Consider the following 26124-nt stretch of genomic DNA (forward strand, 5'->3'; position numbering starts at 1 on the left):
TTTATAATATCATTAAGTGGGAAATTTTGTAAATAAAATATTATCATGGTTTCTTTAGCGTACATCACTGATACTGCCTTTGTACGAATATTAATTTTGATTGAAGATTCAACTTAACAGTTGATTGATGTTCTCTTTATAGGTTTGTCCAATTGGTATTTTGTGCACATCAATTAAAATCCTATTACCTTCAATTTGTTTAATTTTATTTTTGGCAACAATAAATGATTTATGGGTTCTTATAAATTCTAATTTAGGAAGCAACTTTTCAAAATCTGAAATCTTTTGAGGGCTAACAATTACATCATTCTTTAAATAAACTTTGATAAAATGTCCGTAAGCTTCTATAAATAATACATCTTCAAAATGGATTTGATGGTGCTTTTTATCAGCTTTTAAAAAAATACTACCGGCATCTGCTTTGGTTTCAGTAATTGATAAAGTCGGTATATTTTTCTTATTTTGAGCAGTAGAAATAGTTTTGTTAATCGCTTTTACAAATCGCTCAAAACTGAATGGCTTCAGTAAATAATCAGAAATATTGAGTTCATAGCCTTCTAAAGCAAATTCTTTGTAAGCAGTAGTAACAATTATTTTGGGTGGATTGGATAGTGTTTTTAAAAAATCGAAACCAGATAATTTGGGCATATTAATATCCAAAAACAACAAGTCTACTGCGTTTTCATTTAAAAACTGCATGGCTTCAAAGGCATTATAACAATTTCCTTTCTTTTGCAGATGTGGTAAATTTTCACAATAGTTTTCAATAATACGATGTGCAATTGGCTCGTCATCAATGATTAAATAGTAAATCATACTGTTTCTATTTTTAGTGTCAATTTATAAATATCATCCTTAACCTCAATTTGAATTTGATGTTTATTGGGATATAATAACTTTAAGCGTTGTTTTAAATTGTCTATTCCAATACCAATTGTCGCATTGGCTTCTCGTTCTTCAAAGTTATTTTCTATGTCAAAATGAATAATGTTGTTCTCAATTTTCATATTAATATGGATAAAAGCATCTTCTGTCAAACTTTCTACGCCGTGTTTAAATGCATTTTCTAAAGGAATAATGAATAGCAATGGAGCAATTTGATAACTTGTGTCCTGAGAATGATTAAAAACAATATCAACCGTTTTTTGATACCGTATTTTATGCAATTCAATATAGTTCTTTAGATATTCTATTTCATTCTTTAATGGCACCAAATCTTCTTTTCCCATATAAATGGTATAACGCATGATATCAGATAATCTTAAAACAACATTTGGTGCGTCATCCGATTTTTCGATTATTAAACCATACAAATTATTGAGGGTATTGAAAAAAAAGTGTGGATTAATCTGGCTTTTTAATAACGATAATTCTGCTTTTGATTTTCTTGCTTCCAACGTTTTCAACCATTTCCATTGCTGATAAAACCACATTAACAGCAACACAAAAAAAGGAGTGGTCAAGATGATTTTAATTTCTTTTTCTTGCTGGAGGTAGCGATTTACATCATCAATATAAACTCTGATATAATAGAAATAGCCAAAAGCTAAAATGTAAAATCCAATGATAATCAATGCGTATTTTTTGAAATAGGAAGGTGCTATAATTGAGAAAAAACATATTCCAATGATTATTAAGCCAGCAAAAGTTATTGGATTATCAGCTATTTTGGAATTTATATCATTTATAATTATAGCTAAAAAAATAAAAATCAATACAATTAACTTTAAACTAATTGTTTTATGTTGTTTTAAAAATGAAAAATAATGAATGGGCAGAGAGATTAGCATCCAGCTAAAAATAAAGCTCAACGTATTTGCCAATACGGCTGAATTGTCTATATAAATAAAATCAAAATGCAATAAAATAATGACTAATACCCGATGGATTAGCAATCCGTATAAAAAGGCTTTGTATTTTTTGAGAAATGCAATCATAAGTCAAAATTAAAGATAATTGAGCTTTTTCAACTGCAATATGCACCAACTTACCCAAAAGTAGCACGAACATTATTTTTTTCTGCATCAACTTAATTTGTGCATACCAGTCAATTGTCTGTGATGATTGAGAACATGTTTATGATAAATATTTTACAGCGTTTTCGTTTACCTATATGTTTGCTCAAAATTTAAACATTAAATATTATGAAAGTCTATTTTAAAATGACGCTATTAATGCTATTGGTAACCCTACAAAATGTAGTAGCACAAGAAAAAAACTCATTGCAAACAAAAGAAAAACGTGAGATTATAACTTCAATAAAAACGCATCTTGCAGAATCCTATATCGATTTAGATTTATCCAAAAAAATGATAACTGAGCTGGATAAAAATTTAAAATCAAATACGTATGACAAAGTAACCAGTCCAACTGAATTTTCTAAAAAACTAACCGAAGATTTGCAAAGTGTGAGTAAAGACTTGCACCTTAAAGTTCGATTTGAACCAGAGCGTATTGCTCAAGAAAAGCTTGTTGTTTCGGAAGAAAAGAAATTAGAAGCGGAAAAAAAAATGGCAATGCAAATGGCAGAAATTAATTATGGATTTACGGAAGTAAAAATATTAGATGGAAATATTGGCTATTTAAATTTACGCACGTTTGCAGATATAAAATATGCCGAAGAAACCGCTACAGCAACGATGAATTTTTTAAGCAACACCAATGCAATTATTATTGATTTGCGCACAAATGGGGGAGGTGTCCCAAATATGATGCAATTATTATCAAGTTATTTCTTTGATGAAACACCAGTTTTATTAAGCGATTTTTATGAAAGAAAAACAGATACAAAAACTCAGCTTTATTCTTTTGCAAAAGTAGCTGGTAAACGCAGTACGAACAAACCTATTTACATTTTAACGAGCAGGCAAACATTTTCTGCGGCTGAGGCATTTGCCTATACTTTAAAATATTTAGATAAAGCTGTTGTAGTAGGCGAAATTACAGCTGGAGGTGCCAACCGAACCAAACGAATTAATCTAAACGACAAGTTTACAATTTCGGTTCCGTATATCAAGTCTATTCATCCGATAACAAAAACAAACTGGGAAGGAAAAGGTGTGCAACCAAATATTAAAACAAATGAGAATGAAGCCTTTGTACACGCTTACATAGATGCCATTAATAAAACGGTTAAAAGCAATAAGAATGATTTTTTGAATAAAATTGGTTACGCCTTTTTGAAAGAAAAATCCGTTGATAATGCGATAATAGTATTTCAGGAAAACGTGAAAATGTCTCCCAATAATGTTAATGTTTGGGATAGTTTAGGTGAAGCTTATTTTATAAACGGCGATAAAGAAAATGCATTAAAATCATATCAGAAAGCTTTAGCGCTAGACCCAAATTCAGAATCGGCAAAATCAATGATTCAAAAATTAGAAACCATTAAATAAAAAAATGGGTAATAGTTTAGTTTCCGTTGCGTGCTATGAATGCAACGGAAACTCATTTTAAGGTTTAACTGGTCTAAGATAAATCAATACCAATAGCAAATACACCTGCAATGCAAACACATTTAGATTAAATAGGGATTTTTGGTGATTTAATATAAAGAGGTTCATTCTATATCTCTTCCTTTTCTCCATTATGCAAAACTCTGTAATATTTATTTCCTTCAATCAGCAGACCTTCTGATTTTTGGTTGGGAAGACTTTTAGAGTAATCTTTTGGGTGTTTTACATCAATTCCTATTACTTTTTCCTTGTATTTTCTATTGACTTTTGATTGTAGTGTATGCCCAACAACGATTGATTTTGCACTGAATTTATTTAATCCTCGTTCTACTTCTTTCTGGGTCAGTTCATCTTTAAAATAGCCTCTGTACCATACAATTCCTTTGTGAGAAGAAATTAACAATTGCTCCAAATTTTTCTGCGGATTCGGATAGTAAGGTTTATAATAATTGCTACGGATAATTTGATTGATTTCGTCCAAATTTGTTTTGTAACCTGCTAAATCTGGATGTATTCCGCCATGTGCAAAGAGAATTTTGTTAATTTTTTCAATTGAATTTTTGCTCGACATCCATCTTCCAAGAAATGAATTGGTACTATACAATTCGGTTTGTTGCTTTTTTAAAATAGAAGCAACGTGATAGTATTTGAGCGAAGTATTTTCAAAATTTCCCTGCATATTTTTCAATTCGTGGTTTCCCAAAATGTAATGAACATTTCCGCCTTTTTCTTTTGCTTCTTGCTCCAGTTTGTAAATAAACCAAAGCACTTGCGTAGTTGAAAAATCTCTGTCTACAAAATCTCCGAGCAAAACAAGGTGCCCATTTCCAAATGTCCAATTTAGCTTATTGTCAACGACTTTATTGGTAATCAAAAAATCACGAAAAGTTTTAAAACCGCTTTCAATATCAGAAATAGCCAAAATTTTAGAATTGTCGTTATACGTATTTTTAGGAATTTCGATTTTGTTATTTAAGGTAAATTCAAATCGTGTTGAATCTAATGGGAAATAGCAATAGGTTGAGATTTTTGAATCCAAAGGATGCTCTTTTTGGTCTAAATAAAATCCGTCATCTTGATTTCCTCTAACGTAATTTACAGTTACAACGCTGTCATTTTTATCAAAAATATATGGGCCATCTTTATCCCAATTCATCATTTCAGGATTTTCTGCATACCGAAAACTGGCTCCGTGATACAATCCGAATGAAACAGCAATAACTCCAATGACTACAAATGTGATAATGATATGTTTTGCATATCTCAAAAATCTCTTTTTCATTTTTCGATTAATTTCTGTAAACTTATTAATGCTTGTTCCGTTTCTAAAACAATTGTGACAAACAACCTCTGTAAATACATAAACAGTATTTGCATAAGTTTAAAGTGTTTTCATCACTCATTTTCATCATTTCAAAACGCTTTGGCTGTCGTTTGTCAACACGCTTGCAGAGGCTTGTTTATAGTCGTAATATTGCAGTATGATGGCTCTGAAAAGAAATATAAAATGGATTGTGATTGCATTATTGGCAATAGCAGTTGTTCCTGTAATGATTACGGCTTATGAAGTAATCTTTACGGAAAACAAATCCGTCGTATTTTTAGGAAATTACCACCCGAAAGTTGCCATCATTGTAATTTGCTACTACGTTTTGCTTTTTTGTTTGGGTGTAGTTTGGTTAGTTCGGGAGATTACTTTTATCACCAAACTGAAAAACGAAAAAATGAAAGCTGAATTGATGCTTTTGAAAAGCCAGGTCAGTCCGCATTTCTTTTTTAATACGCTCAATAATTTATATGGTTTGGTGGCAAAAGACCCCAAAAAAGCACAAGAATTGATACTGAAACTTTCAGATATGATGCGTTACAGTATTTATGAAGGCGAAAAAGAAAGAGTAAAGATTCAGGAAGAAATTGATTTTTTGAAAAACTATGTCGAACTCCACAAAATGCGTTATCATAAACTGATAAGCGTCGATTTTTATTGTAATATTGATGAAAATCGAAAAGTTGCTCCCTTGTTGTTTATCATCCTTTTAGAAAATGCTTTTAAGCACGGAGTCGAAAATTTGAGAGAGAATGCTCATGTCAAAATGAGTTTGATAACTTCACAAAACGAAATCTGTTTCGCCATTGAAAACAATTTTGAAAAAGGGGATAACCAATTCGGGATTGGCTTAAAAAATCTGAAAAGAAGATTAGAATTACTTTATCCCAATCAACACGAATTGACTTTTTCGGTAAATGAAAATATTTATAAAGCTCAACTAATTTTAAAACAATTATGATAAGCTATTTAATCATCGATGATGAACATATCGCCCACGACATCATTAAAGGATATTGCGATTTGATACCAAGTATGCAGTTGATGAAAAACTGTTATGATGCTTTGGAAGCCTTTGAATACCTGAACAAAAATGAAGTGGATTTAATTTTTTTGGACTTGAATATGCCCGTTTTAAAAGGTTTTGAATTTCTGAAAACATTGCAAAACCCACCCAAGATAATCGTAACAACTGCTTATCAGGAATTCGCTCTGGAAGGATATGAACACAACATTTCGGATTACCTGCTAAAACCTTTTGGTTTTGAACGGTTTTTAAAAGCTGTAAATAAATCGATTAGTTCGGTAGGTCAAAAAAATGTTTCTCCTGAAAAAAATGACGTCCCAAAACGAATCTTTGTTCAAAGCAATAAAAAGCACATTCAACTGGAAACAGAAAACATTTTATATATCGAAGCAACAGGTAACTATACCAAAATAATAACCACAACTGAAACCATTACCATTCGTGAAAAATTCTCTATTTTTTTAGAACAATTCACTATAAACGATTTTGTGCAAGTTCATAAATCATTTGCGGTTGCTCCAAAGCAAATCAATAGTGTTGAAGGAAACGTTATATTTATTTCGAATTACCAAATTCCAATTGGCAAAATTTATAAGATGAATATTGTAAAATTGTTAAAGTAGTTTATCTGTTACATTCTTTATCTCGCCACTTTAAGTACAACAAAACCAAATGAGGCAATAATTATTATTGGAATTGCTATATTTAGTATCAAAAAGTTATAACAATCCAAAAGAGAAGAAATACTAGAACCTTAATGAGACTCCAAACCATGCTTCAATACCGGATACCTTTCTTATTAAGCTTTCTTTTGATAAAAGCTTGGAGTCCATTAAATTAAGTGCGGACATCCATCTGCTGCAAAGAGCTAGCAATAATTTGCTGTATAACTGCATAAAACAAAACATAAATCCAGCTGACTGTAACATCAAATTCGTGATTTCTAATGAAAAGGAGTATGTTTTATTTTTTGTATCCGATGATGGAAGGAATGACATCAGATGAAATCACGGCTTTAAAAAAGCGATCGGAATATCTGTCAAAAAGTAATTTATTCAATCAAAAGCAGTACGGATTCAGACCTTATATCGTGGAACAAGTAAAAATACACGCAGGAAACACTGCTTTTAAAAGGTATCAAATAAGAGGGCCTGATGTTATTATTGCTCTTCCAATATAGTAGTTAATTTAAATTTGAAGAATTTGATCAATATTGAATATGGGCTTGTGAACATTATTTTACTTGGTATATTCTAATTACAAGCTTTTCCTACCAATATATTTCATCAATTCATCTTTATAATTAGGAGCGATTACTATTTGTTCTTTTCCGATAACGATATGATTTCTTTCGATAGCTTCAATTTTGTCAAGTGCAATAATGTAGGAGCGGTGAATTCTCATAAAATTTTCAGAAGGTAATTCTTCTTCCAGCTTTTTCAGGCTCATCAAAGTCAGAATCGGTTTGGGATTATCTTTCAGATAAATTTTCACATAATCTTTGAGACCTTCAATATAAAGCACTTCTGAAAAATTGATTTTAATCTGCTTGTATTCCGATTTTACGAAAATAAATTCCTGTTTTCTTTCTGGTTTTGTAACAGAAACAGATTGTTGAGATTCAAAATGATTTCTGGCTTTTGTAGATGTATTCAGAAATTCATTATAATCAAAAGGCTTCAGCAAATAATCGAGTGCATTTACTTTATAACCGTCAATTGCATATTGGTCAAAAGCTGTTGTAAAAACCACTTTACTTTTTTGAGGTAACAGTTTTGAAAACTCAAGACCTGTCAAATCCGGCATTTGAATATCAAGGAAAAACAAGTCAATATCTTTATCTTCTTCCAAAAACTGCATTGCTTCGATGGCGTTATTGCATTTAGCTTTCAGTTCCAGAAAAGGCGTTTTCAGAATATAACTTTCAATGAGATTCAAAGCCATTGGTTCGTCGTCGGCAATCAGGCAGGTTATTTTTTTCATTTTATTTCGTTTTCAATTTCACTTCGGCGATATACATTCCATCATTTAAACAATAATGAAACTCGTGTTTCTCGGGATAAAGTAAATTAAGTCTTTTTTTCAAATTTTCTACACCGATACCTGAGCCGCTTTTGTCAGTATCCGTTTTTGGGAAATTGGAATTAGAAGCTGTTAAATGAATTTCGTCATCCAAGATTTCGATTTTAAAATTAATATCAGAAGGCTGAGTTGCAGAAATGCCGTGTTTGAAAGCATTCTCAACAATTGAAATAAAAAGCAATGGTGCAACTTCCAAATTCGGAATTTTCGTTGGGAAATTGGTATAAACCTTTGTTTTATCATTCAATCTCAAAGACATCAAATCGATGTATTTATTAAGAAAATCGATTTCCTCGGAAAGACTGATTTTATCAACATCGGTTTTGTACAAAAGGTGACGCATCAGTTTGCTCAAACTGTGAAGGCTTTGCTTGGCTCTATCTGGCGCAAAATCTATTAATGAATAAATATTATTGAGCGCATTGAAAAAAAAATGTGGCTGCAATTGGTACTTCAGGTGCTGAAGTTCGGCCTGTAGTTTAATATTATCTGCTTCGATCTTTATTTCTTCAGCTTTCTGCATTTTTTTTCCGGAACTGATGGCAATTGAAAATGCAACAGGAATCAGATAGATCATAAAGTCTATAAAGTAACGCAACCCAACTGGAGGGTTTTTATCCCGGAAACCTCTTGGTTTTCCTGCTTCAAAAAAATCAAAAATTTCGTTTCTGAAATAAATTAAAACAAGAATCAAAGCCATATTTGTAAGAAAATAAACCGATTTTTTGTCCGAAAAAAACCACTTTATCAATATAAAATAATTGACATAAAAAATGATCGCTAAAAAAATCAGCTGTAACCAAAAATGCTGAAAAAGGTCTGTCCAACTTCCTTCTGACCCAATAGAAAATGCCGCGGGAAGAAAGAACAAAACCAGCCAGATCAAAAGATGAAGACTGACCTCTATATTTTTATTTTTAAGGTTTATCATTATTTTTATAATATTAGTAATTAGGTCCTTCGTCTTAAAATTTATACTTGCTCAATCCATTAAAAATTTTGGATCTGTGGAAGTTTCGACGAAGTAAATTTAAGAATTTTCCCAGCATTGTTCTTTTTTATTCATATCTCAAAGCTGTGATAGGATCTGCCTGCGCAGCCTTTCTGGCAGGATACCATCCGAAAAACACACCCGTAATTGTACAAACTGCGAAAGAAAGCACAATAGAACTAATAGTAATGCTAACCGGCCAGCCTGCAAATTGTTTGATGCCAAAAGTAGTCATCAAACCAATGACAACGCCCAAAACGCCGCCTGTAATGGAAATCAAAACCGACTCAATCAAAAACTGCATCAGAATATCTTTACTTTTCGCACCTATCGCCATTCTAAGACCTATTTCTCTGGTTCGCTCTTTTACAGAAACGTACATAATATTCATAATTCCTATTCCGCCGACCAATAAAGAAATACTTGCAATCGCTACGAGGAGAATCGTCAGCATTTCGCTGGTTGAGCTGAACATCGAAATAAGTTCCTGCTGGGAAGAAACATTGAAATCATTGTCTTCGCCAGGTTTTATTTTGTGCTGATTTTCCATAATGGATTTAATCTCATTTACTGCCTGTTCAGAATTTTCCTCTGTTAAAGATGATGCGACAATAGACTGAAGGTAAGTCTGCGCCAAAACTCTTTTCTGAACTGATGTGTAAGGCGCAAGGATAATATCGTCCTGGTCTTGCCCAAAGGTATTTTCACCTTTTTCTTTCAAAACACCTATTACTTTGAACGGAATGTTTTTGAAACGTATCATTTTTCCAATCGGATTTTCATTCGGGAAGAGATTTTTCTGAACTGTTTTTCCAATAACGACCATTTTAGAATAAGATTCAATATCATCTTCTGTGAACATAGAACCTTCTTCCACACCCCAATCCCGGATTTTCAGATAGTCTGTAGATGCGCCGTAAATGGAAGTTGGCCAGTTGTTGGAACCTGCAATACTTTGTCCGTTTCCGTTGACCAATGGTGAAATGTCTTTGATTAATTTCGCCTGAGATTTCAGAGCGTTATAATCTGCCATAGTCAAAGTCTGGGTATCGGATGCATCAGAACGAACGCCGCCCATCATTCCTGCACCGGGACGAATCGTAATAAGATTTGCGCCCATACTGGAAATATTCTTTTTGATACTTTCTTTGGAACCTTCTCCAATCGCAAGCATTGCAATCACAGAAGCGACACCAATGATAATCCCGAGCATCGTCAGCATTGCTCTGGTTTTGTTGAGGAGAATGGCTTTCCAGGCTATTTTTAATAAATTGGTGAAATTCATTTTGATTATTTTTAAAGGCTTCGATTCCGCTCAGCCTGACAGTGTTAAATCTTAGTGTTTTAATTATCAGAGATGTCACTCTGAGCGGAGTAGAAGCGTTTTTGATTTTTGTTTTAAAAAACTTTTTGCAAAACCTACTTCTTCATTGTCTTTTCATTGTCGGCTTCATTTTCTTGCTTCATTGCATCTTCATCTTCGTCTGCATTGTGGTTTTACAAAAAGTAAACTTCATTAATTCCTCTTCATTGAGATTTCTAAGTAATATAATAATTGAACAAATTTCTATTTACTCTGTTTTTGGAAGTTTCAATAATTCGTCTTTGGCAATCCATCGATTTTCTACGATTTTGTCTTCCTTGATGAGTCCGTCTCGCAAAATCACAGTTCTTTTGCTGAATCTTGCAATGTCTTCTTCGTGAGTTACAAATCCGATTGTAATTCCTTCGTCATTCAGTTGCTGGAAAAGATTCATCACTTCATAAGATGTTCTTGTGTCGAGATTTCCCGTTGCTTCGTCTGCCAAAAGGATTATCGGATGATTCACCAAAGCTCTGGCAATCGCCACTCTCTGCTGTTGTCCGCCGGAAAGCTGGCTCGGAACGTGTCCCATTCTGCTTTCCAAACCGACTTGTTTTAAGGCCTTCACAGCGCGATCCCTTCTCTCTTCCGCCGACACTTTGGAGTTGTAGAGCAAAGGCAACTCTACATTCTCCAGCGCGCTGGTTCTGGCCAATAAATTATAAGACTGAAATATGAATCCGATTTTCGTATTTCTGATTTCTGCTAACTGATCTTTGTTCAGACCTTTTACCAAAACCCCATCCAGTTCATAAGTTCCGGAGCTTGGCTGATCCAGGCATCCTAAAACATTTAGGAAAGTTGATTTTCCCGAGCCGCTGGTTCCCATAATCGTCACAAATTCGCCTTCGTTGATGGTCAAATTAATGCCTTTGAGAGCGTGAACGATTTCGTCGCCCATTTTGAATTCGCGTTTCAGGTTTTCTATTTTGATGATGGGTTTCATTTTAGCTAATGGTTTACGGTTGATAGTTGATGGATTTTCTTTAGGTTTAATATTTTACGATTGAAGTCTATCAACTATCAACCGACAACTCTCAACCCAATTAATTTCCTGAAGGCGGAGCTTGGTTTGAGCCAGATTTTTTGTTGCTGCTGCTTGGTCTTTTCGGCATAAACGGACTGCTTCCATCTTGTGATTTTGAAACTGGTTCTGCTTGTTCGTCTAACGAAGTTAAGATTTGTTCAGTTCCAGACAGCCCGCTTTTCACTTGAATATTAATACCGTCATTGATTCCGATTGTGATTAATTTTTGGGAAATACTTCCGTCATTATTTTTAATCCAGACGTATTTTTCTTTGTTCTTTCCGGTTTTGATTTCAGGAATTTTCGCCGTGATTTGATTTTGCTGATAATACTTCTCCAAAATCTCAGTATCCGGACTGAAAGCAATTGCAGCAGCTGGAACAGTTTCTGTATCTTTCAGTTCCTGAGTATAAATCGTAATGGTTGCGGTAAGTCCTGGTTTCAGTTTTTGGTCGGGATTGTCTGCATCGATAATTACCGTGTAAGTCACAACATTGGATTCTGTGGTTGCCGACAAACGAACCTGGCGAACACGACCACTGAATTCTTCCTGAGGATATGCGTCCACCGTGAAACTCACACGTTGACCGACTTCTACTCCTCCGATATCAGCCTCGTCAACATCAGCTTCCACCTGCATTTTTGTAATATCTTTTGCTATGGTGAAAAGCGTTGGAGTTGTCATACTCGCTTGCACAGTTTGCCCTTCTTCCACTTCTCTGCTCAGGATAATTCCGTCAATCGGAGCATAAATATTGGCGTAACTCAAATTGGTTCTCGCCTGCGCCAAAGCTGTTTTTCTCTGACTTACCGTTTGCTGAGAATTTTTCACCTGATAGGCTGCCTGCTCATAATCTGCTTTGCTGATAACACCAGATTTGAACATATTATTTTGACGGTTGTAGTTTTGCTGGTAATAATTAAGCTCGTTAAGCGATGCATTATATTGAGCCAAAGCGTTGTTCACAGATTCCTGAAGATTGGTCTTGTCCAATTCTGCCAGAAGCTGACCTTTTCTCACGGGAGAATTGTAATCTGTATAAATATGATTGATAATCCCGGAAACCTGTGTTCCTACATCCACCTGGTCAACCGGTTCTACAGTTCCAGTTGCAGTAACCGAAGTTGTAACATTCTGCTTCGACATTTTCACTGTTTGAACTGCAATATTGGTCGTTTTTTCCGTTGTAAAATATTTATAAACGAAGAAAATAATGACCGCCGAAACAAGAACGATAACGGAATTTCTGAAGTATTTTTTATATTTTGGATTCATAATCTTGATATTTTTGATTCGTTGATTATTAGTTTGTTGTCAATGGTTTACCTTGATAGAAATTCAGCAATTGGCTGTATAGAACTGCCATATATTTGGATTGAAGATAGGTTTGCTCATTGGTCAGATAAGTGTTTCTGCTTACCGAAAGCTCCGTTGTCGTCAAACCTCCGAACTCATATTTTTTACTTGACAAATCATAGGCGAGTTTTGCATTGTCTCTTGCCACTTTCGATGATTTTTGCTGAGCCTGATTGGCGATTGCATTTTGCCAAGCTGTTTCGATGGATGAATACAAAGTTTTGCTGGCACTTATTTTATCTAGTTTATTTTGTTCGATGTCGATTTGAGCGAGCTTTACATTCGTGTCATTTTGTTTTTTAGAGAAAATCGGAATGTTAAGCGATAAACCAACTGATTTGTTGAAATTATTTTTAAACTGATTCAGATAACTGTAATCCTGCGTACTTGTAAAACCTGTATTCAAACCTGCGGTTGCAGAAAGTGTCGGTAAATATCCTGCTTTTGAAATCTGTAACGCTTTTGCAAGAACCTCATTTTGAGAATCATAAATTTTCAGGTCAGGTAGATTCTCAATGGCTTGAGCAAAAACAGCTTGCTTATCAGGAATTGTTTCCATCAAATCATTTAAAGCAATTTTTTCAATTTGAAAATCCACGCTTGGGTCGAGTTCCAGTAATTGTTTTAGCTTTAAAACCTGTTGGTTGTAAAGATTTTCGCTATTCACAACCGTGTATTGATTTTGCGCATCCTGAGTTTCCACATCTGCCAAATCCAGTTTTGAAAGCGCTCCGTTTTTGTATTTGGTTTGAGTCAGTTTCAATTCTTCGGCTGAGGAATTGGCTGCATATTTTGCACTTTCGATGCCTTCATAATAATATAAAGATTGCAAATAAGCATCCAACACATTTAGAATAATATTGTTTTCCGCCTGTTTTTGGTACAATTCAGATTGTCCGACAAGCATCTTATTCTGTTCGATTAGAAGATTCAGTTTATTTCCCTCATAGATGGTTACATTTCCACTTAAACCAAAACTATTTGACAAAACATTCTGATTCACAAAAGAACTCGTAATCGGGTCGATACTGGAACCGTTAGTTAATCCAACCGAAGAAGAACCGTAAATCGTAGGAAGTTTATTGTTTTTCTGCTGTTGAAAATTAAGCTCTGCAGTTGTTTTGTCCAGAGCTTTCTTTTTGACAGTAATATTATTCTTAACTGCATAATCAAGACAATCCTGAAGCGTCCATACTTTTTGAGCCGGAACAAAAATGCTGATGAAAAATAATATGATGAAATATTGTTGCATTGTGTCTGTTTTACAAAGCAAAATTGCATCAGACAGAATTTAATATCAAATCTAATAGACGAACGGAAGCATTTTATAGAAGGAAAGCGATATTGTTTCGACAGAGAATTTAAACTTTATTGCAATTCATTTTTAAAAAATGAATAACAATCTGCATTGGTATAGCAGAGCTTTAGTTGGCTGTGATTGTCGTACCCAAAAACAAAATCGAACCATTTGGTAGAAGATTAGAAAGAATTTTTTTTAACTTAAAATAGATAATCTATCTTGTGAACTGACAGAACTCTATCCATATCGTTTATTAGCTGATATAGATGACATTTTGAAGATATTAATGGATGTTTAATTTTTATGAGCAGCAATTTCACAATTTAATGACCAACATCACCTCTTTTCGGTCTTGTACCCAATACCGAGGAAATAGCGAAAAATTTTAAAAATTCACAATTATATTTTTGAATTTACTAAAACAAAAAACTAAAATATCACTTGTTTTATAATTCAGGTTCATTAGTAAATAAGTAGTAAATTTTTTTATGTAAAATTACAATTTGGTACATTCAAGTATATTGTCACCAAAATTTTTTAAGATGACTTTAAAATAGAAAATCTTATTTAATACAACTGACCGCATTATTTTCTTTCTAAACATAGAAATTATTCAAAATTTATTTAGCGGTCGTTTCAGTGAGAATTTTTTTGCCGTTTTCATTATTAGGATTTAGATCAATGGATTTTCTGTACATTTCAATTGCTTTGTTCCTATCACCCATTTTTAATAAGATTTCCCCATAGCTGTCATAAACATTCCAACTTTTCGGAAATAGGTAAACGTTGAGTTTGAAGATTTCCAAAGCCTCCTTCTGTTGATTATTTGCCATCATTCGGTATGCCCAATTATTCAGTTCATCTTCCTTAGGGTTAAATTCAGGATTTGCCTTTTGTTCTTTTTTTACAAATTCAATGGCTTTATCAAATCCTTTTTCCCGCAGATTTTTTCTTAAATAGGTTAATGGATCGGCTTTCATGATATCCTGATTATAACATCCTGCGATCTCTTCGATAAAATCTTCGGGAGCACTTCCTGCAAGGTTGGTCAATACGATAATTGCCAAATTATCATCCGGATATACCATTATCACTGATCTGTTTCCTCCTGACATTCCAATCGCTTTGTGACTTTTCCTAAATTTTGTAATTCCCCAGCCACGTGCCCAATTGGTAGGAGCTCCATTATTGAACGTGGCTGGCGACCACAACATATCCAGTGTTGATGACTTTTTAAATAATTTGCCACTTTGCAAAGCGATTAGCCAGTTCCCAATATCTTCAGCGGTACTATTGATACCGGCTCCTGTGCGGGTGAAGTCAGGAAATTCTGTGTAGGTATTGGTCAGTTTCGCTTCACCTTTTTTGCCGTCAAAAAAACTATTGTAGCGATACGATGGTGCATAGTTCGGAACAATATCTCTTGAGTCTCCAAATACCGTATTTTTAAGATGTGCAATTCTAAACTGATTAGTCTCAAAATCGGTTGTAAAAGGTTTTTTGGCAAGCTTTTCAATAATTTTCCCTAGTAAATAATAATTGGTTTGATTATAACTGAATTGTTCTCCTGTTTTAAATTCCAGAGGTAGTGTCTTGAGTTTTCCCCAAATTGCTGATTCAGTTTTTAAAGGTCCTATATTCCCGGTCATAGGATCAAGAAGTTGCAGTATCTCCGGTAGTCCAGAAATATGGGTCAACAATTGGTCCACCGTGATTTTTTGCCACTCAACCGGAATATCAACCAGATATTTGCTGATCGGGTCATTCAATTTGATTCTGTCTTGTTCGACCAACTGCATCACTGCAACGCCGGTGAAAACCTTTGTATTGGAATTGATAGGAAAGATGGTTGTATTGCTTACAGGAATATTGTACTGCAGATTTGCGATTCCATAGGATTTGCTTAAAATAATTTTCCCTTTTTGTATAACTGCCAACTGTACTCCCGGGATTTTTCTTTCCTTCATTTCTCGGTTAATGATTTCATCAATACTGGGGTTCGTTTGCTGCGCAGAAAACTGTAATGAAAATAATAGTAGTAAAAAGTAGATTCTCATAATGTTGAGACAATTAGAACTGACTTTTTATTACATCATAAGAAAAAGACGAATTTATCAATACTTTATTTCTGGGCATATCTTTGAGAGATAAATTAAATTCTTTCCCTAAGCTTTAGTAATTTTTAAGGACAATTCTGGATACTATGTACAGACATATTTACTGTATCTCTCAAAAACATTTTTTCTTATTTATTGATCTATAATAAGCAGATCATTTCAACTGCCACGATTCCTCGTGAGGCGAACTGATTTTCTATAGCAAATATATTCCGTGGTCACTGCGGAAAAAATCTTATGAATACTGATTCTATTCAATTGTTGCCAAAAGTTTATCAAGAGATGATTTATTTTGGTTGATAATAATCAGTTGGCTTTTATCCTCCAAGAGGATTTTGTATACAAACTCTCTGTTTGAAACGTATTTCCATTTTTTCAGTTCTGTAAACTGACTTTTTATCAGACTCAGTTTTTGTGGATTGTTTTTTGAGACGATGATTACTTTGGTCAATGGCGTCATTTTCATCTTTTTTATATTGACAGGAGTTATTTCTGTTTCATTTTCTTCCATGGATCGATAACGAAACTTTCGGCGTATGGCAGTAAAATCATTTTTGTTTTCAGAAATGACATACCTGTAACTCATTATATTTTTAGGTTCATTGATCCAACTGGGGAAATTAATTTCATAGAGATGGATGTACTGATCGACAAAATTCTTATCAATTGACCTTTTTTTAATAATATATTCCTTTACCAATGGATAAATTTTCTTTGCCATTAAGTCGATATATTTATGGAAATACCAATCATTCGCATCCGTTTTCCCATTTAGAGTCTCATAAACATAGCCATTCCCTAAAGCTGTAGCCAAGACCTCATTCATTAGCAGATAGGCATAGTTACTGTATTTTGACGGGTTTTTTTTGAATGCTTCATCAATCTGGACTTTAACCTCAAGTGGTTCTTCGTTGTAAATGATATGATAGGTTTCGTGGAGCATTACACTGAACAGGTCTCCGTAATTTTTTAAATTGGTTTGAATGGCACTGATAAAGTTATTGTAAAATGCCTGAGCTGTAAAATACTCTGAATCAGGAAAGGGGTAGAATGCGATCTCAAACGGAATTGATGAATCCCAGCTCGAATTATAAAATAGTAATCCTGTCTCAAAGTAATTTTCCAGCTGGTGGTTATTGGCGTAGTTCGTAATTTCAGCTAATTGTTTTTCAAATTTTTCCTTGTTGGGCTGATAAATGATCTCATTGTATATCGGTGTAAACGCTGTAATATACGTTGTCAAATCATTCAAAACATTATTTGGGACAATGCCTATGGACCGAAGTTTAAAATCATTGAGATTATTGGTTTCAATGAGATTCTTTTTTAAGATATCTCTCGTTTGCATCGGTGTCTTTGACGCATAGGGAAACTCTTCAAATTGATAACTGTAGTCAATGGAGAGTTTGTCAAATTTAGAGATCAGTTTTTTATAGTCTTCAGTATTATATTTTGATTTTTCGAATTCAGTTTTGAAAACGTTTTCGGGATAATTATCCGAAAGGTTTTGTATAAAGATAAAAACTGCTAACGGTTCAGAATATTTAATGTTAAAATTAATTTTCTGTCCCCATAAAAATGGTGTTAAAACTAGAAGGATAGTGCTTAAAAGTTTATTCTTCATAGGAAAACTATTTAATATCAGTATTTTGCTATTTCACAAATATACAAACACTTAGAATTAGCTCAACCTCTTTTAAGCCTGCGGATGATAAATAATATGGCATCAATGATATAAATATTTTAATTCATGTTGCATTCTGATGTTGAACAGGTGTATTGGTAATGGCTAGTCTAGTGAAATCTTGTGAATGATCCGCTGTGAATTTGAAAGGTAAGTCCTTGTTATCTTTCTTCCGATAATGTTCATAATCGTAGATTTTAAAGATTGTACATTTTGATTTGTTCTCAATCTTTTCTCCGACCCATCCCCTAAAAGCCTTTTAGGCTTCGCTGAATATTTTTCAAAAGAAATACCGGAAAAAAGAAAGCAGATAATCAAAGCGGTCAATGCTGAAAGCCAAAAGGAAACGGAATAATTGGAGGGTACCTTTAGGGAGGAAACAGTTTATACCGTAGTCTTTTGACTGGGAATGACTGGGCTGGACGCTCTACCTTAGTTGCCTTTTTATCGGTTGATTATGAAAGAATAATCATTCAATAAATCCAAGTTAAACCTGATCCATTTTTAAAAGTCAGGATATTTTAAACCATATTTTGTGATCCTGCACGAGCCAATGGCTGCCAAATGAAGTCAGTCTCTTGGGTATGCATCAAAAATTATAATTGACAGGATATCTTGGTGGTTTGCAAAAAGAAATAATGCTAAATTTGTAATTATGCATCCATTGTCGTCCAATCTTTACAGCTCCGTTAAGCATTTAATTGAAAATGCAAAAAGTAAAATCGTCCGAAATATTAAAGGAGACGCTTAAAAATCTAAGTAAACAGCTGATAGAAGAATTTGGAAGAGGATACTCTGTGGACAATCTACAGTGTATGAGGAAATTTTATCTAATATTCCAAAAGAGAATTTCTAATGAAATAACCAAAACTTCCGGAAAATACGAAACACCGTCTCGTAATTCTGTATTTACATTGTCGTAGTCCCATTACATTCAGCTGATGAAAATTGACGATGAGAATGAGAGAGATTTTTACGAAATAGAAGCGACTAAACAATTGGAGTGTCAGAGAACTTACCCGGCAATTTAATTCGGCATTATACGAAAGATTGGCTTTGAGCAAGGATAAGGACGATATAAAACAATTGGCGCAAAAAGGTCAAATTGTCGAAAAGCCCACAGACCTGCTAAAAAGTCATTATGTTTTGGAATTTCTTGATTTAAAACAAGATCATCCCCACTCGGAGAGTGATCTGGAAACAGAGATCATCAACAAGCTGGAGCATTTTATGTTGGAATTAGGCAAGGGTTTCCTGTTTGAGGAGGCAACGCAGGTTCACTTTCGAAGGTGACAACTTTTTTGTCAACCAGGTATTTTATAACCGCTTGCTTAAATGCTTTGTACTGTTCGATCTGAAGATTGGTAAACTGACCCATCAGGATATTGGGCAAATGCAAATTACCTTTCTACTCCGGAGGTTGAAAATGACAGAAGAGCATTCACGGTATGCGGAGAGCAAAAAAAGAAGGCAGGCTAATGGGCATTGCCCCTTATGGCTATATTAACAGAGCCCACGAAAACGGTGAAAAAATATATCGCGATCAAAGAACCTGAGGCTTCAAACATTAGATGGGCTTTTAATGAGTTGGCTAAAGGCCATATTCCTGCTGACCATGTAAGACTTCAGATGAACAAGAGAGATGGAATATCGATGGGGAGAAGTGCGTTTGCCAAAGCCATGAGAAATCCTGTTTACTGCGGTAAAATCTATATTGAAGACTATAAACAGGAAGAGGCTTACTATATTGAAGGGAAACATGAGGCATTGGTCAGTGAAAGGTTGTTTCATCAGGTCCAAAAGGTCATGGACAAAAGAAGGAAAGTAGAGGGTCCCGGCGGGAGGGTACTAGGTAATGAACGTTTTCCGATACGCGGTCTTTTAGCCTGTCCAAAGTGTGGCAAAAATCTTACAGCAAGCGGTGCCAAGGGTAAAGCTAAAACGTACTACTATTATCATTGTCATTACAAATGCGGATTCAGATTTGATTCTGAGAAGTTGAATGAACTGTTTGAGCTGGAAATTTCAAAATTGGAATATAATCCGATCATCAAAGATCTTATGAAAGAGATCCTTTTGGATAATTATAAACAATTTACTTACGATATCGAAGCGAAAAGAAAGTCGATCTCGAAAGAGATCAATTTATTGAATGAAAAAGTTGCCAGTGCGAGAGACAAATATCTTGCGGATAAATTAGATGAAGAAGATTATAAAGAGATCAAAAGTATCACAAGATCACAAATTGAACAACTGGAGCAGGAGATTCAACACATCGTTTCAGAAAGCAAAGAACTTAACATCAGGACAAAAATAGAAAATGCGCTTGATTCAATGGAAAATCTCGCAAACCTATACCAGCAGTGCGATCTGATGACAAAAAGGACGATAGGGTGTTTGATATTTCCCAAAAAAGTAGAATTTGAAGGAAAAAGTTTTCAAACACCTAAAATGAATATTGTTGCCCAATGTATCTATCAGTATAACAATGGTTTAGGAAATAAAAAAAACCGACATAAGAGAGTAAAAACTTCAAATGTCGGTTTTGTGACCTCGACAGGATTCAAACCTGTAACCTTCTGAGCCGTAATCAGATGCGCTATTCAGTTGCGCCACGAGGCCTTTTTTAAAGGTTTGCAAATATAAGACTTTTTTGCTTTCTTTGAAAGATGAAACTGAAATTTTTATTATTTATTGTATTTTTATCGGTAATATCCTGTAAACAAGAGCAAAAAAAATCATATGATAATGTTGTTTCTTTATCTTCAAAACTCAATTATAGGGAAGAAGGAGAAAATTTTCATTTTGAATCAGGAAAATTTAAATATGATTTTAAAACAAACCAAATTCCTTTTAAAAAAGTTATTCTTCTGAATTCCAGTTTGCTGGGTTTTATTTCTGAAATTGGTTCAGAAAATACGGTTATCGGAGTTTCGAGCCCGGAATATATTTATTCAGAAAAAATTAATAATTTAATAACACAGGGGAAAATTCAAAACGTAGGAAACGAGCAGAAATATGATGTTGAAAAGATTATTTCTTTAAAGCCGGATGCGATTTTCACAAACTACATTGCAAGCTTCGAAAATACTTATGAACTTTTGAAAAATAATGGTATCCAGGTTATTTTTTTAGATGAATATATGGAGCAGAAACCATTAGAGAAGACTGCTTATCTTAAACTTTTCGGAAAACTTTTTGGAAAAGAAATAATTGCTGAAAAAAAATATTCAGAGATTGAAAAAAATTACAAAGAATTAAAACAATTAGCCTTAAAATCAAAATCACAACCAAAAGTGTTAGCAAATGAAATGTACGGAGATGTTTGGTATCTTCCTGGCGGAAGAACATTTACAGCAAACTATATTTCAGATGCTCATGCTGATTATATTTTAAAAAATAACTCTGAAGAACAAGCAGTTACGATGAGTTTTGAAGAAGTTTACGCAAAATCTGTTCAAACTCAATATTGGGTGAATGTAGGAAATCATCTTTCTAAGAAGGAATTGCTGAATATCAATCCGTATTATGGAAAGCTTGAGGTTTTCAAAAAAGGAAAAATTTATGGGCTTACCGCCAGAGAAAAACAAAAATCAAATGATTTTTTTGAAAGCGGAGTGGTGCGTTCAGATCTTGTTCTCAAAGATTATATAAAAATCTTTCATCCAGAGCTTTTGCCGGATTATCAGCTGACTTATATGAAAGAATTACAATAGATCGCCGGAATTTTTTATTTTTGCAGAAGTTTTTTAGCTTATGTGGAAAAAAATAAAACAGCTTATTTTCATCGTTCTTGTTCTGAACGTAGTATTCATCATCTGGGGAAGGTTTTTTAATCCACCCATTACCATTACGCAGATTGGCGGACTTTTCGAGTACGGTAAGCTCAATAGAGACTATATTTCTTATGATGAAATGGGAAGTAATGTGAAAAAAGCCGTGATCGCTTCAGAGGATCAGAAGTTTTTTAATCATAACGGATTTGATTATACAGCCATCGAAAAAGCGATGAAGAATAATGAAAAAGGAAAAAAACTGAGAGGAGGAAGCACTATTTCGCAACAAACTGCAAAAAACGTTTTTCTTTGGCAGGGTAGAAGCTGGATCAGAAAAGGTCTTGAAGCGATGTATACTTTTATCATCGAAAAAGTATGGACTAAAGACATCATTCTTGAAAGATATCTGAATTCTATTGAAATGGGGCAGGGCGTTTTCGGAATTGAGGCTGCGTCACATTATTACTTTGGCAAATCTTCAAAAGATCTCAATACCTCAGAAGCAGCGTGGATTGCAGCGGTTTTGCCTAATCCCAAAAAATACGATCCCAAAAACCCGTCTTCTTATCTGAGAAAGAAACATAACTGGATTATGCGGCAGATGAGAAATGTAAGTTTGAAATAGTATCTTTGTACTAATGAAATTTCTCAGTACAAGTACAAAAAATTTTGAAGCTGTTCTTAAAAAATATTTTTCTTTTAAGAATGAAACCCTTTCTCTGGAACCTTTTGCAGAGTTTCTGGAGAGCATAAAGAAAGCCGATTTTACCGACGTTCTCAATTGCTTTAAGGCAAATCCTAGCTTGGCAGATAATTTCAGATATTATATTCATAATATTTTCGAGGGCAGACCTTTCAATTTATCACTTACCGAAGCCAATATTTTATCAGAAAATGCCTTTATTCCGGAATTGAAAAAAAGAATTCTGAATAAAATTTTGCCACCCGTAGAAAACGAGAAAACGGTTTGGTATATGGTGGATAACATCAGTTTTAGACCCAAAAAAGACTTGGAATACCTGCATAATCTTCCTGAAAATGAGATGAATGAATTTTTTCATATTCTTGGAGTTTCAGATTTTATTCAGAAAAAGAAAGTAAAAAGAGAACTTATATTTTCAATGAATATCCTTTCATGGCGCGTCACAGGGATGGCTTTGGAAGTTGAGGTGGTGAGAATGGCTCCGGAGTACAGGAATTTTGACAATCCCTTTTTAGCTTTACAAAATGAGCTTGAAGCTTTGGCCGAAGAATTTAAAATCAATCCTGAAATTCAGCTGCATTCAAAAGACAGCAGATACAAGCAGATTAAAATTTACATAGAGCAATGTCTCGACTTTGTGAACATTGCATTCAAAAACTCTTCTAAATATGGTATTTCGGGAAAGATCAATCAGGCTCTCCTAAAAATCCGTCAGCAGACCCAGAGAATTTTTGAGATCGTACAGTTGTTGGTTATTGATAATGATGAGGATGTTATTGTTAAATCTAAGCAATTGATGTTTAATATTTTAAGCTATAAATCTCACAAAAATAATATTTCAGAACTTTTCAACGACAGTACGAGAATGATTTCTCATCTGATTACTAATCATACTGCAGAAACCGGAAGTCACTATATTACTTCCAATCGCAGACAGTACATGAAAATGTTTATGAAAGCAAGTGGTGGTGGTATTATCGTGGGTGCTTTATGCGTACTGAAAATGTTGTACGGTTTCATGCCCGGAAGCGACTTTTTCCATGCGTTTTTATATTCTTTGAATTATGCGATGGGATTTGTGATGATCTATCTCATGGGTTTTACTCTGGCAACGAAACAACCGGCAATGACGGCTGCAACGATGACCAAAGTTCTTTCTGAGCAGGGAAATACAAAAAGAAACAATACCGAATTCGCAGATCTGGTTTCCAAACTATTCAGAAGTCAGTTTATTGCGTTTGTTGGCAATGTTTTGTTGGCCTTTCCGGTTGCAATGGCAATTATTTATGGTTTGGATGTGTTTTTCTCACAGAATTTAGCGGTGGAAAAATCAGAAAAATTATTGAAAGATTTAGATCCTTTCAATTCTAAAGCGATTCTTCACGCAAGTATTGCCGGCTTTTATCTTTTTATTTCCGGAATTATCTCTGGAAATATTGGGAACAATTCTGTTTTTTTTCAGATTCCTGACAGAATTGCCAAAAACCAGTCTATTAAAAGGGTTTTTGGGGCTAAATTTGCCAAAAAACTTTCCAACTATTATGCTAAAAACTGGGCAGGAATTGTTTCCAATTTCTGGTTTGGCGTTTTTCTGGGTGCCACTGCACCGATAGGATTGTTTTTTGGGCTAGATCTCGACATTCGTCACATTACGTTTGCTGCGGGAAATTTTGCTTTAGGACTGTACGGAAAAGATTTTAACGTAGATTCTTATACATTCTGGATCGCGCTTCTCACGGTTTTCATTATTGGATTTTTCAACTTCTTGGTGAGTTTCAGTTTGTCAATGTTTTTGGCGTTCAGATCAAGAAAACTTAATTTTGGTGAAGTGGGTGAGATTTACCGGGAAATTTTCAGGTATTTTTTAAAAAATCCACTTAAATTTTTTATACCGTTACGCTCAAGTTTTGATTTTAAAACGAATGACATGGTACAAAAAACAATACCTACAAAATCTGAAGATCAGTAAATTTTTCTTCGCCGAATTTATCCTGAAACTTTTTTAAATAAAAGCTTTTACGCATTTTAAAATCATTTTTCAATAACGGAGAATCGATTTTTATAATAATCGTTTTGTCTTCCAGATTTACGCTTTCAATTTCACTGAATAAGCTTTCATCAAGATATTCTTCAAGGAAATCTTTAATTTCAAAAGCTAGTAATTTATCTTCAAAACCATATATTCTGGCAAAAGATTTTACGAGTTCTGAGGATTGAAATTCGCGTTTTTTATTTCGTTTCATTATTGAAGCCTTTATGTTTTGTTTTTAATCCTTTAGAATTATAAAATTTTTCTAGTTTCGAGTAAAAATTATCACACATACTATTTATTTCTAATGATTTTTCTGAATTGAATTGCATTCTGTGACAATCAAAACAAACTTCCAAAATTTCAAAGACTTTATCATTTTCATCATAAAATAAAATAGCATTTCTAGGAAAAAAGCACTTGTTTGTTTCACGCAAATCACTTGAAAATTTACCACAAGTATTATAAAGTAGTTTTGATAATTCAAAAGCTTCTTCGAAATTAAGTATTTTGGTTTGCTTAATTCCTTCCAGATTTTCCCTTTCTAAAATGTCTTTTAATTTAATTGGAAAAGTTTGTTCAGCAATTATTTTTTTTATTATTGTAGAATCACCATCTTTTCTTACCGCTGGTAACGGAATAGGAAATTCACTTAAAAAATCAATATTGTAGGAAACGATTTTAATTTTAGTAGTTTTATTAAACGGAAAGCTTTTCATTATTTCATTCATAGAAAACTTCTTTTGTCCAAAAACCAAAAATGAAAATAATAGAAAAATAAAAAGTAAAAATTTGTTCATTTATTTTAAATCTCAAAAATTATACTTTCTTCATTGATTTTTTTTACTACACTTTCTGTACGTTCTCGATGCGTATCTGTAATAAAAATCTGTCCGAAATTTTCCTGATTAACCAGTTTGATTAGCTGAGCAACGCGAGTATCATCAAGTTTATCAAAAATATCGTCAAGCAATAGAATTGGAGTTTTTCCTGTAAGCTCTTTTACCAAACTCATTTGGGCGAGTTTTAATGAAATTAAAAAAGATTTTTGCTGTCCCTGTGAACCGACTTTTTTAATGAGTACAGAATCCATTTCAAAAAGTAAATCGTCTTTATGAATTCCTTTTGAGGTATAAGTCAGCATTCTGTCTTTATCTAAACTTTCTTTTAATAAATTTTCAAAAGAATCTTGAGATAAATGTGACTCGTAAATCACTGAAACGGTTTCTTTTCCGCCAGAAATAATCTGGTAGAAATTCTGAACAATCGGATTAAGCTTTGCGACAAATTCTTTTCTTTTCTCGAAAATTTTGGTTCCGGATTTTGTGATCGGATCATCATAAATTTCCAGAGAATCTTTGTCCCATACTCTGTTTTTAGCGAAATATTTCAACAAAGCATTTCTCTGCTGAATCGTTTTCTGATACTGAATCAGATCAAAAAGATAACCTGAATCAGTTTGCGAGATCATTGAATCTAAAAACTTTCTACGACTTTCTCCCGAATCAGAAATCAGGTTTGAATCGTAAGGAGAAATCATCACGCTTGGCAAATAACCGATGTGATCTGCCATTCGGTCATAGCTTTTATCATTTTTTTTAATGATTTTCTTGGCTTCTTTCGGTTGAGAGATTTTAATGCTGTCTTCGCTGTCATCGTTCTGAACTTCAGCATCAATGGTAAAAAAATCTTCGTCAGTTTTGATATTATTAATATCGGTATTTCCCAAAAAGCTTTTCCCAACAGATAAGTAATGCAAAGCATCAAGAATATTGGTTTTACCCGCACCGTTGTTACCAACAAAACAGTTGATTTGCGGAGAAAACTCAAACTTTTTCTCAGAGTGGTTTTTAAAATTGTAAAGCGTGAGTTTTTTGATGATCATT

23 protein-coding genes, 1 tRNA gene and 1 pseudogene are annotated in these 26124 nt (G+C 33.7%); 10 read left to right on the forward strand and 15 right to left on the reverse strand.

What is annotated here, in order from left to right:
* Positions 1-108 precede the first annotated feature (108 nt).
* Together AC4FQ5_RS00455 and AC4FQ5_RS00460 are read right to left on the reverse strand one after the other, a co-directional pair.
* Positions 109-816 (reverse strand): LytR/AlgR family response regulator transcription factor, encoded by a 708-nt coding sequence (locus AC4FQ5_RS00455; RefSeq protein WP_491140532.1) that lies wholly within the window; start codon positions 814-816, stop codon positions 109-111.
* Positions 813-1937 (reverse strand): sensor histidine kinase, encoded by a 1125-nt coding sequence (locus tag AC4FQ5_RS00460; protein WP_491140533.1) that lies wholly within the window; start codon positions 1935-1937, stop codon positions 813-815. The genes AC4FQ5_RS00455 and AC4FQ5_RS00460 overlap by 4 nt, the downstream gene beginning before the upstream one ends.
* Before the next feature lie 207 nt (positions 1938-2144).
* Here AC4FQ5_RS00460 and AC4FQ5_RS00465 point away from each other — a divergent pair, with 207 nt between their 5' ends.
* Positions 2145-3395 carry a S41 family peptidase gene (locus AC4FQ5_RS00465; protein WP_491140534.1) on the forward strand — a complete coding sequence of 417 codons (1251 nt, stop codon included), beginning with the start codon at positions 2145-2147 and terminating at the stop codon, positions 3393-3395.
* 169 nt (positions 3396-3564) lie between these two features.
* Here AC4FQ5_RS00465 and AC4FQ5_RS00470 read toward each other — a convergent pair whose 3' ends face one another.
* Positions 3565-4737, reverse strand: a complete 1173-nt coding sequence (locus tag AC4FQ5_RS00470) for a metallophosphoesterase (RefSeq protein WP_491140535.1) — start codon at positions 4735-4737, stop codon at positions 3565-3567.
* Positions 4738-4936: 199 nt separating this feature from the next.
* Here AC4FQ5_RS00470 and AC4FQ5_RS00475 point away from each other — a divergent pair, with 199 nt between their 5' ends.
* The 3 genes from AC4FQ5_RS00475 (at position 4937) to AC4FQ5_RS00485 (ending at position 6989) form a co-directional block, all read left to right on the forward strand.
* Positions 4937-5743, forward strand: a complete 807-nt coding sequence (locus tag AC4FQ5_RS00475; protein ID WP_491140536.1) for a sensor histidine kinase — start codon at positions 4937-4939, stop codon at positions 5741-5743.
* A complete protein-coding gene (locus AC4FQ5_RS00480) occupies positions 5740-6432 on the forward strand; it encodes a LytR/AlgR family response regulator transcription factor (RefSeq protein ID WP_491140537.1) in 693 nt (230 codons plus the stop codon). The genes AC4FQ5_RS00475 and AC4FQ5_RS00480 overlap by 4 nt, the downstream gene beginning before the upstream one ends.
* Before the next feature lie 335 nt (positions 6433-6767).
* Positions 6768-6989, forward strand: a complete 222-nt coding sequence (locus AC4FQ5_RS00485) for a hypothetical protein (protein ID WP_491140538.1) — start codon at positions 6768-6770, stop codon at positions 6987-6989.
* A gap of 77 nt (positions 6990-7066) precedes the next feature.
* Here AC4FQ5_RS00485 and AC4FQ5_RS00490 read toward each other — a convergent pair whose 3' ends face one another.
* From AC4FQ5_RS00490 to AC4FQ5_RS00525, 8 genes are all read right to left on the reverse strand, one after another.
* Positions 7067-7792 carry a LytR/AlgR family response regulator transcription factor gene (locus tag AC4FQ5_RS00490; protein WP_491140539.1) on the reverse strand — a complete coding sequence of 242 codons (726 nt, stop codon included), beginning with the start codon at positions 7790-7792 and terminating at the stop codon, positions 7067-7069.
* 1 nt (position 7793) lies between these two features.
* Positions 7794-8822 carry a sensor histidine kinase gene (locus AC4FQ5_RS00495; protein WP_491140540.1) on the reverse strand — a complete coding sequence of 343 codons (1029 nt, stop codon included), beginning with the start codon at positions 8820-8822 and terminating at the stop codon, positions 7794-7796.
* A 127-nt stretch (positions 8823-8949) separates the two neighbouring features.
* Positions 8950-10167, reverse strand: a complete 1218-nt coding sequence (locus AC4FQ5_RS00500) for an ABC transporter permease (protein WP_491140541.1) — start codon at positions 10165-10167, stop codon at positions 8950-8952.
* A gap of 286 nt (positions 10168-10453) precedes the next feature.
* Complete coding sequence (locus AC4FQ5_RS00505) at positions 10454-11191, reverse strand: ABC transporter ATP-binding protein (RefSeq protein WP_491140542.1); 738 nt, start codon at positions 11189-11191, stop codon at positions 10454-10456.
* A 100-nt stretch (positions 11192-11291) separates the two neighbouring features.
* The gene (locus tag AC4FQ5_RS00510; protein ID WP_491140543.1) at positions 11292-12548 is read right to left on the reverse strand and encodes an efflux RND transporter periplasmic adaptor subunit; all 1257 of its coding nucleotides are present in this window, start codon (positions 12546-12548) and stop codon (positions 11292-11294) included.
* 28 nt (positions 12549-12576) lie between these two features.
* Positions 12577-13881 (reverse strand): TolC family protein, encoded by a 1305-nt coding sequence (locus tag AC4FQ5_RS00515; RefSeq protein ID WP_491140544.1) that lies wholly within the window; start codon positions 13879-13881, stop codon positions 12577-12579.
* A 668-nt stretch (positions 13882-14549) separates the two neighbouring features.
* Complete coding sequence (locus AC4FQ5_RS00520; protein ID WP_491140545.1) at positions 14550-15986, reverse strand: serine hydrolase; 1437 nt, start codon at positions 15984-15986, stop codon at positions 14550-14552.
* 310 nt (positions 15987-16296) lie between these two features.
* Positions 16297-17670, reverse strand: a complete 1374-nt coding sequence (locus AC4FQ5_RS00525) for a hypothetical protein (protein ID WP_491140546.1) — start codon at positions 17668-17670, stop codon at positions 16297-16299.
* A 767-nt stretch (positions 17671-18437) separates the two neighbouring features.
* Between AC4FQ5_RS00525 and AC4FQ5_RS00530 the strand changes: the two genes are divergently transcribed.
* The 3 genes and pseudogenes from AC4FQ5_RS00530 to AC4FQ5_RS00540 all read left to right on the forward strand — a co-directional run bounded on the left by AC4FQ5_RS00530 (position 18438) and on the right by AC4FQ5_RS00540 (position 20313).
* Positions 18438-18653 (forward strand): DUF1016 N-terminal domain-containing protein, encoded by a 216-nt coding sequence (locus tag AC4FQ5_RS00530; protein ID WP_491140547.1) that lies wholly within the window; start codon positions 18438-18440, stop codon positions 18651-18653.
* A 223-nt stretch (positions 18654-18876) separates the two neighbouring features.
* A pseudogene (locus AC4FQ5_RS00535) lies at positions 18877-19237 on the forward strand (PDDEXK nuclease domain-containing protein).
* Positions 19238-19254: 17 nt separating this feature from the next.
* On the forward strand, positions 19255-20313 hold the full coding sequence (locus AC4FQ5_RS00540) for a recombinase family protein (RefSeq protein ID WP_491140548.1): 1059 nt from the start codon (positions 19255-19257) through the stop codon (positions 20311-20313).
* Here AC4FQ5_RS00540 and AC4FQ5_RS00545 read toward each other — a convergent pair.
* Positions 20279-20352, reverse strand: a tRNA-Arg gene (locus AC4FQ5_RS00545). The two genes, AC4FQ5_RS00540 and AC4FQ5_RS00545, sit on opposite strands and share 35 nt — an antisense overlap.
* A 47-nt stretch (positions 20353-20399) precedes the next feature.
* On the opposite strand from AC4FQ5_RS00545, the gene AC4FQ5_RS00550 reads away from it, so the two are divergent.
* From AC4FQ5_RS00550 to AC4FQ5_RS00560, 3 genes are read left to right on the forward strand one after another with little or no spacing between them, the layout of a single operon-like run.
* Positions 20400-21446: an ABC transporter substrate-binding protein gene (locus AC4FQ5_RS00550; RefSeq protein WP_491140549.1), complete on the forward strand. Its 1047-nt coding sequence runs from the start codon at positions 20400-20402 to the stop codon at positions 21444-21446.
* A 40-nt stretch (positions 21447-21486) separates the two neighbouring features.
* Positions 21487-22131: a monofunctional biosynthetic peptidoglycan transglycosylase gene (mtgA, locus tag AC4FQ5_RS00555; protein ID WP_491140550.1), complete on the forward strand. Its 645-nt coding sequence runs from the start codon at positions 21487-21489 to the stop codon at positions 22129-22131.
* Positions 22132-22144: 13 nt separating this feature from the next.
* The gene (locus AC4FQ5_RS00560) at positions 22145-24178 is read left to right on the forward strand and encodes a recombinase (protein ID WP_491140551.1); all 2034 of its coding nucleotides are present in this window, start codon (positions 22145-22147) and stop codon (positions 24176-24178) included.
* On the opposite strand, the gene AC4FQ5_RS00565 is transcribed toward AC4FQ5_RS00560, so the two are convergent.
* From AC4FQ5_RS00565 to recF, 3 genes are read right to left on the reverse strand one after another with little or no spacing between them, the layout of a single operon-like run.
* Positions 24156-24452, reverse strand: coding sequence for a hypothetical protein (locus AC4FQ5_RS00565; RefSeq protein WP_491140552.1), 297 nt, complete (start codon positions 24450-24452; stop codon positions 24156-24158). The two genes, AC4FQ5_RS00560 and AC4FQ5_RS00565, sit on opposite strands and share 23 nt — an antisense overlap.
* On the reverse strand, positions 24439-25038 hold the full coding sequence (locus tag AC4FQ5_RS00570) for a hypothetical protein (protein WP_491140553.1): 600 nt from the start codon (positions 25036-25038) through the stop codon (positions 24439-24441). Before AC4FQ5_RS00570 ends, AC4FQ5_RS00565 begins: the two co-directional genes overlap by 14 nt.
* Before the next feature lie 5 nt (positions 25039-25043).
* Positions 25044-26123 carry a DNA replication/repair protein RecF gene (recF, locus tag AC4FQ5_RS00575; RefSeq protein ID WP_491140554.1) on the reverse strand — a complete coding sequence of 360 codons (1080 nt, stop codon included), beginning with the start codon at positions 26121-26123 and terminating at the stop codon, positions 25044-25046.
* Between the last annotated feature and the right edge of the window lies 1 nt (position 26124).

This window comes from Chryseobacterium sp. DT-167, from assembly GCF_058310155.1.

Coding starts and splice junctions, on each gene's coding strand:
- AC4FQ5_RS00560 (WP_491140551.1), top strand. CDS start 22,145: ATGAAATTTCTCAGTACAAGTACAAAAAATTTTGAAGCTGTTCTTAAA.
- AC4FQ5_RS00455 (WP_491140532.1), bottom strand. CDS start 816: ATGATTTACTATTTAATCATTGATGACGAGCCAATTGCACATCGTATT.
- AC4FQ5_RS00565 (WP_491140552.1), bottom strand. CDS start 24,452: ATGAAACGAAATAAAAAACGCGAATTTCAATCCTCAGAACTCGTAAAA.
- AC4FQ5_RS00475 (WP_491140536.1), top strand. CDS start 4,937: ATGATGGCTCTGAAAAGAAATATAAAATGGATTGTGATTGCATTATTG.
- AC4FQ5_RS00500 (WP_491140541.1), bottom strand. CDS start 10,167: ATGAATTTCACCAATTTATTAAAAATAGCCTGGAAAGCCATTCTCCTC.
- AC4FQ5_RS00515 (WP_491140544.1), bottom strand. CDS start 13,881: ATGCAACAATATTTCATCATATTATTTTTCATCAGCATTTTTGTTCCG.
- AC4FQ5_RS00520 (WP_491140545.1), bottom strand. CDS start 15,986: ATGAGAATCTACTTTTTACTACTATTATTTTCATTACAGTTTTCTGCG.
- AC4FQ5_RS00525 (WP_491140546.1), bottom strand. CDS start 17,670: ATGAAGAATAAACTTTTAAGCACTATCCTTCTAGTTTTAACACCATTT.
- AC4FQ5_RS00485 (WP_491140538.1), top strand. CDS start 6,768: ATGTTTTATTTTTTGTATCCGATGATGGAAGGAATGACATCAGATGAA.
- AC4FQ5_RS00570 (WP_491140553.1), bottom strand. CDS start 25,038: ATGAACAAATTTTTACTTTTTATTTTTCTATTATTTTCATTTTTGGTT.
- AC4FQ5_RS00490 (WP_491140539.1), bottom strand. CDS start 7,792: ATGAAAAAAATAACCTGCCTGATTGCCGACGACGAACCAATGGCTTTG.
- AC4FQ5_RS00465 (WP_491140534.1), top strand. CDS start 2,145: ATGAAAGTCTATTTTAAAATGACGCTATTAATGCTATTGGTAACCCTA.
- AC4FQ5_RS00510 (WP_491140543.1), bottom strand. CDS start 12,548: ATGAATCCAAAATATAAAAAATACTTCAGAAATTCCGTTATCGTTCTT.
- AC4FQ5_RS00470 (WP_491140535.1), bottom strand. CDS start 4,737: ATGAAAAAGAGATTTTTGAGATATGCAAAACATATCATTATCACATTT.
- AC4FQ5_RS00495 (WP_491140540.1), bottom strand. CDS start 8,822: ATGATAAACCTTAAAAATAAAAATATAGAGGTCAGTCTTCATCTTTTG.
- AC4FQ5_RS00530 (WP_491140547.1), top strand. CDS start 18,438: ATGCAAAAAGTAAAATCGTCCGAAATATTAAAGGAGACGCTTAAAAAT.
- recF (WP_491140554.1), bottom strand. CDS start 26,123: ATGATCATCAAAAAACTCACGCTTTACAATTTTAAAAACCACTCTGAG.
- AC4FQ5_RS00505 (WP_491140542.1), bottom strand. CDS start 11,191: ATGAAACCCATCATCAAAATAGAAAACCTGAAACGCGAATTCAAAATG.
- AC4FQ5_RS00550 (WP_491140549.1), top strand. CDS start 20,400: ATGAAACTGAAATTTTTATTATTTATTGTATTTTTATCGGTAATATCC.
- AC4FQ5_RS00460 (WP_491140533.1), bottom strand. CDS start 1,937: ATGATTGCATTTCTCAAAAAATACAAAGCCTTTTTATACGGATTGCTA.
- mtgA (WP_491140550.1), top strand. CDS start 21,487: ATGTGGAAAAAAATAAAACAGCTTATTTTCATCGTTCTTGTTCTGAAC.
- AC4FQ5_RS00480 (WP_491140537.1), top strand. CDS start 5,740: ATGATAAGCTATTTAATCATCGATGATGAACATATCGCCCACGACATC.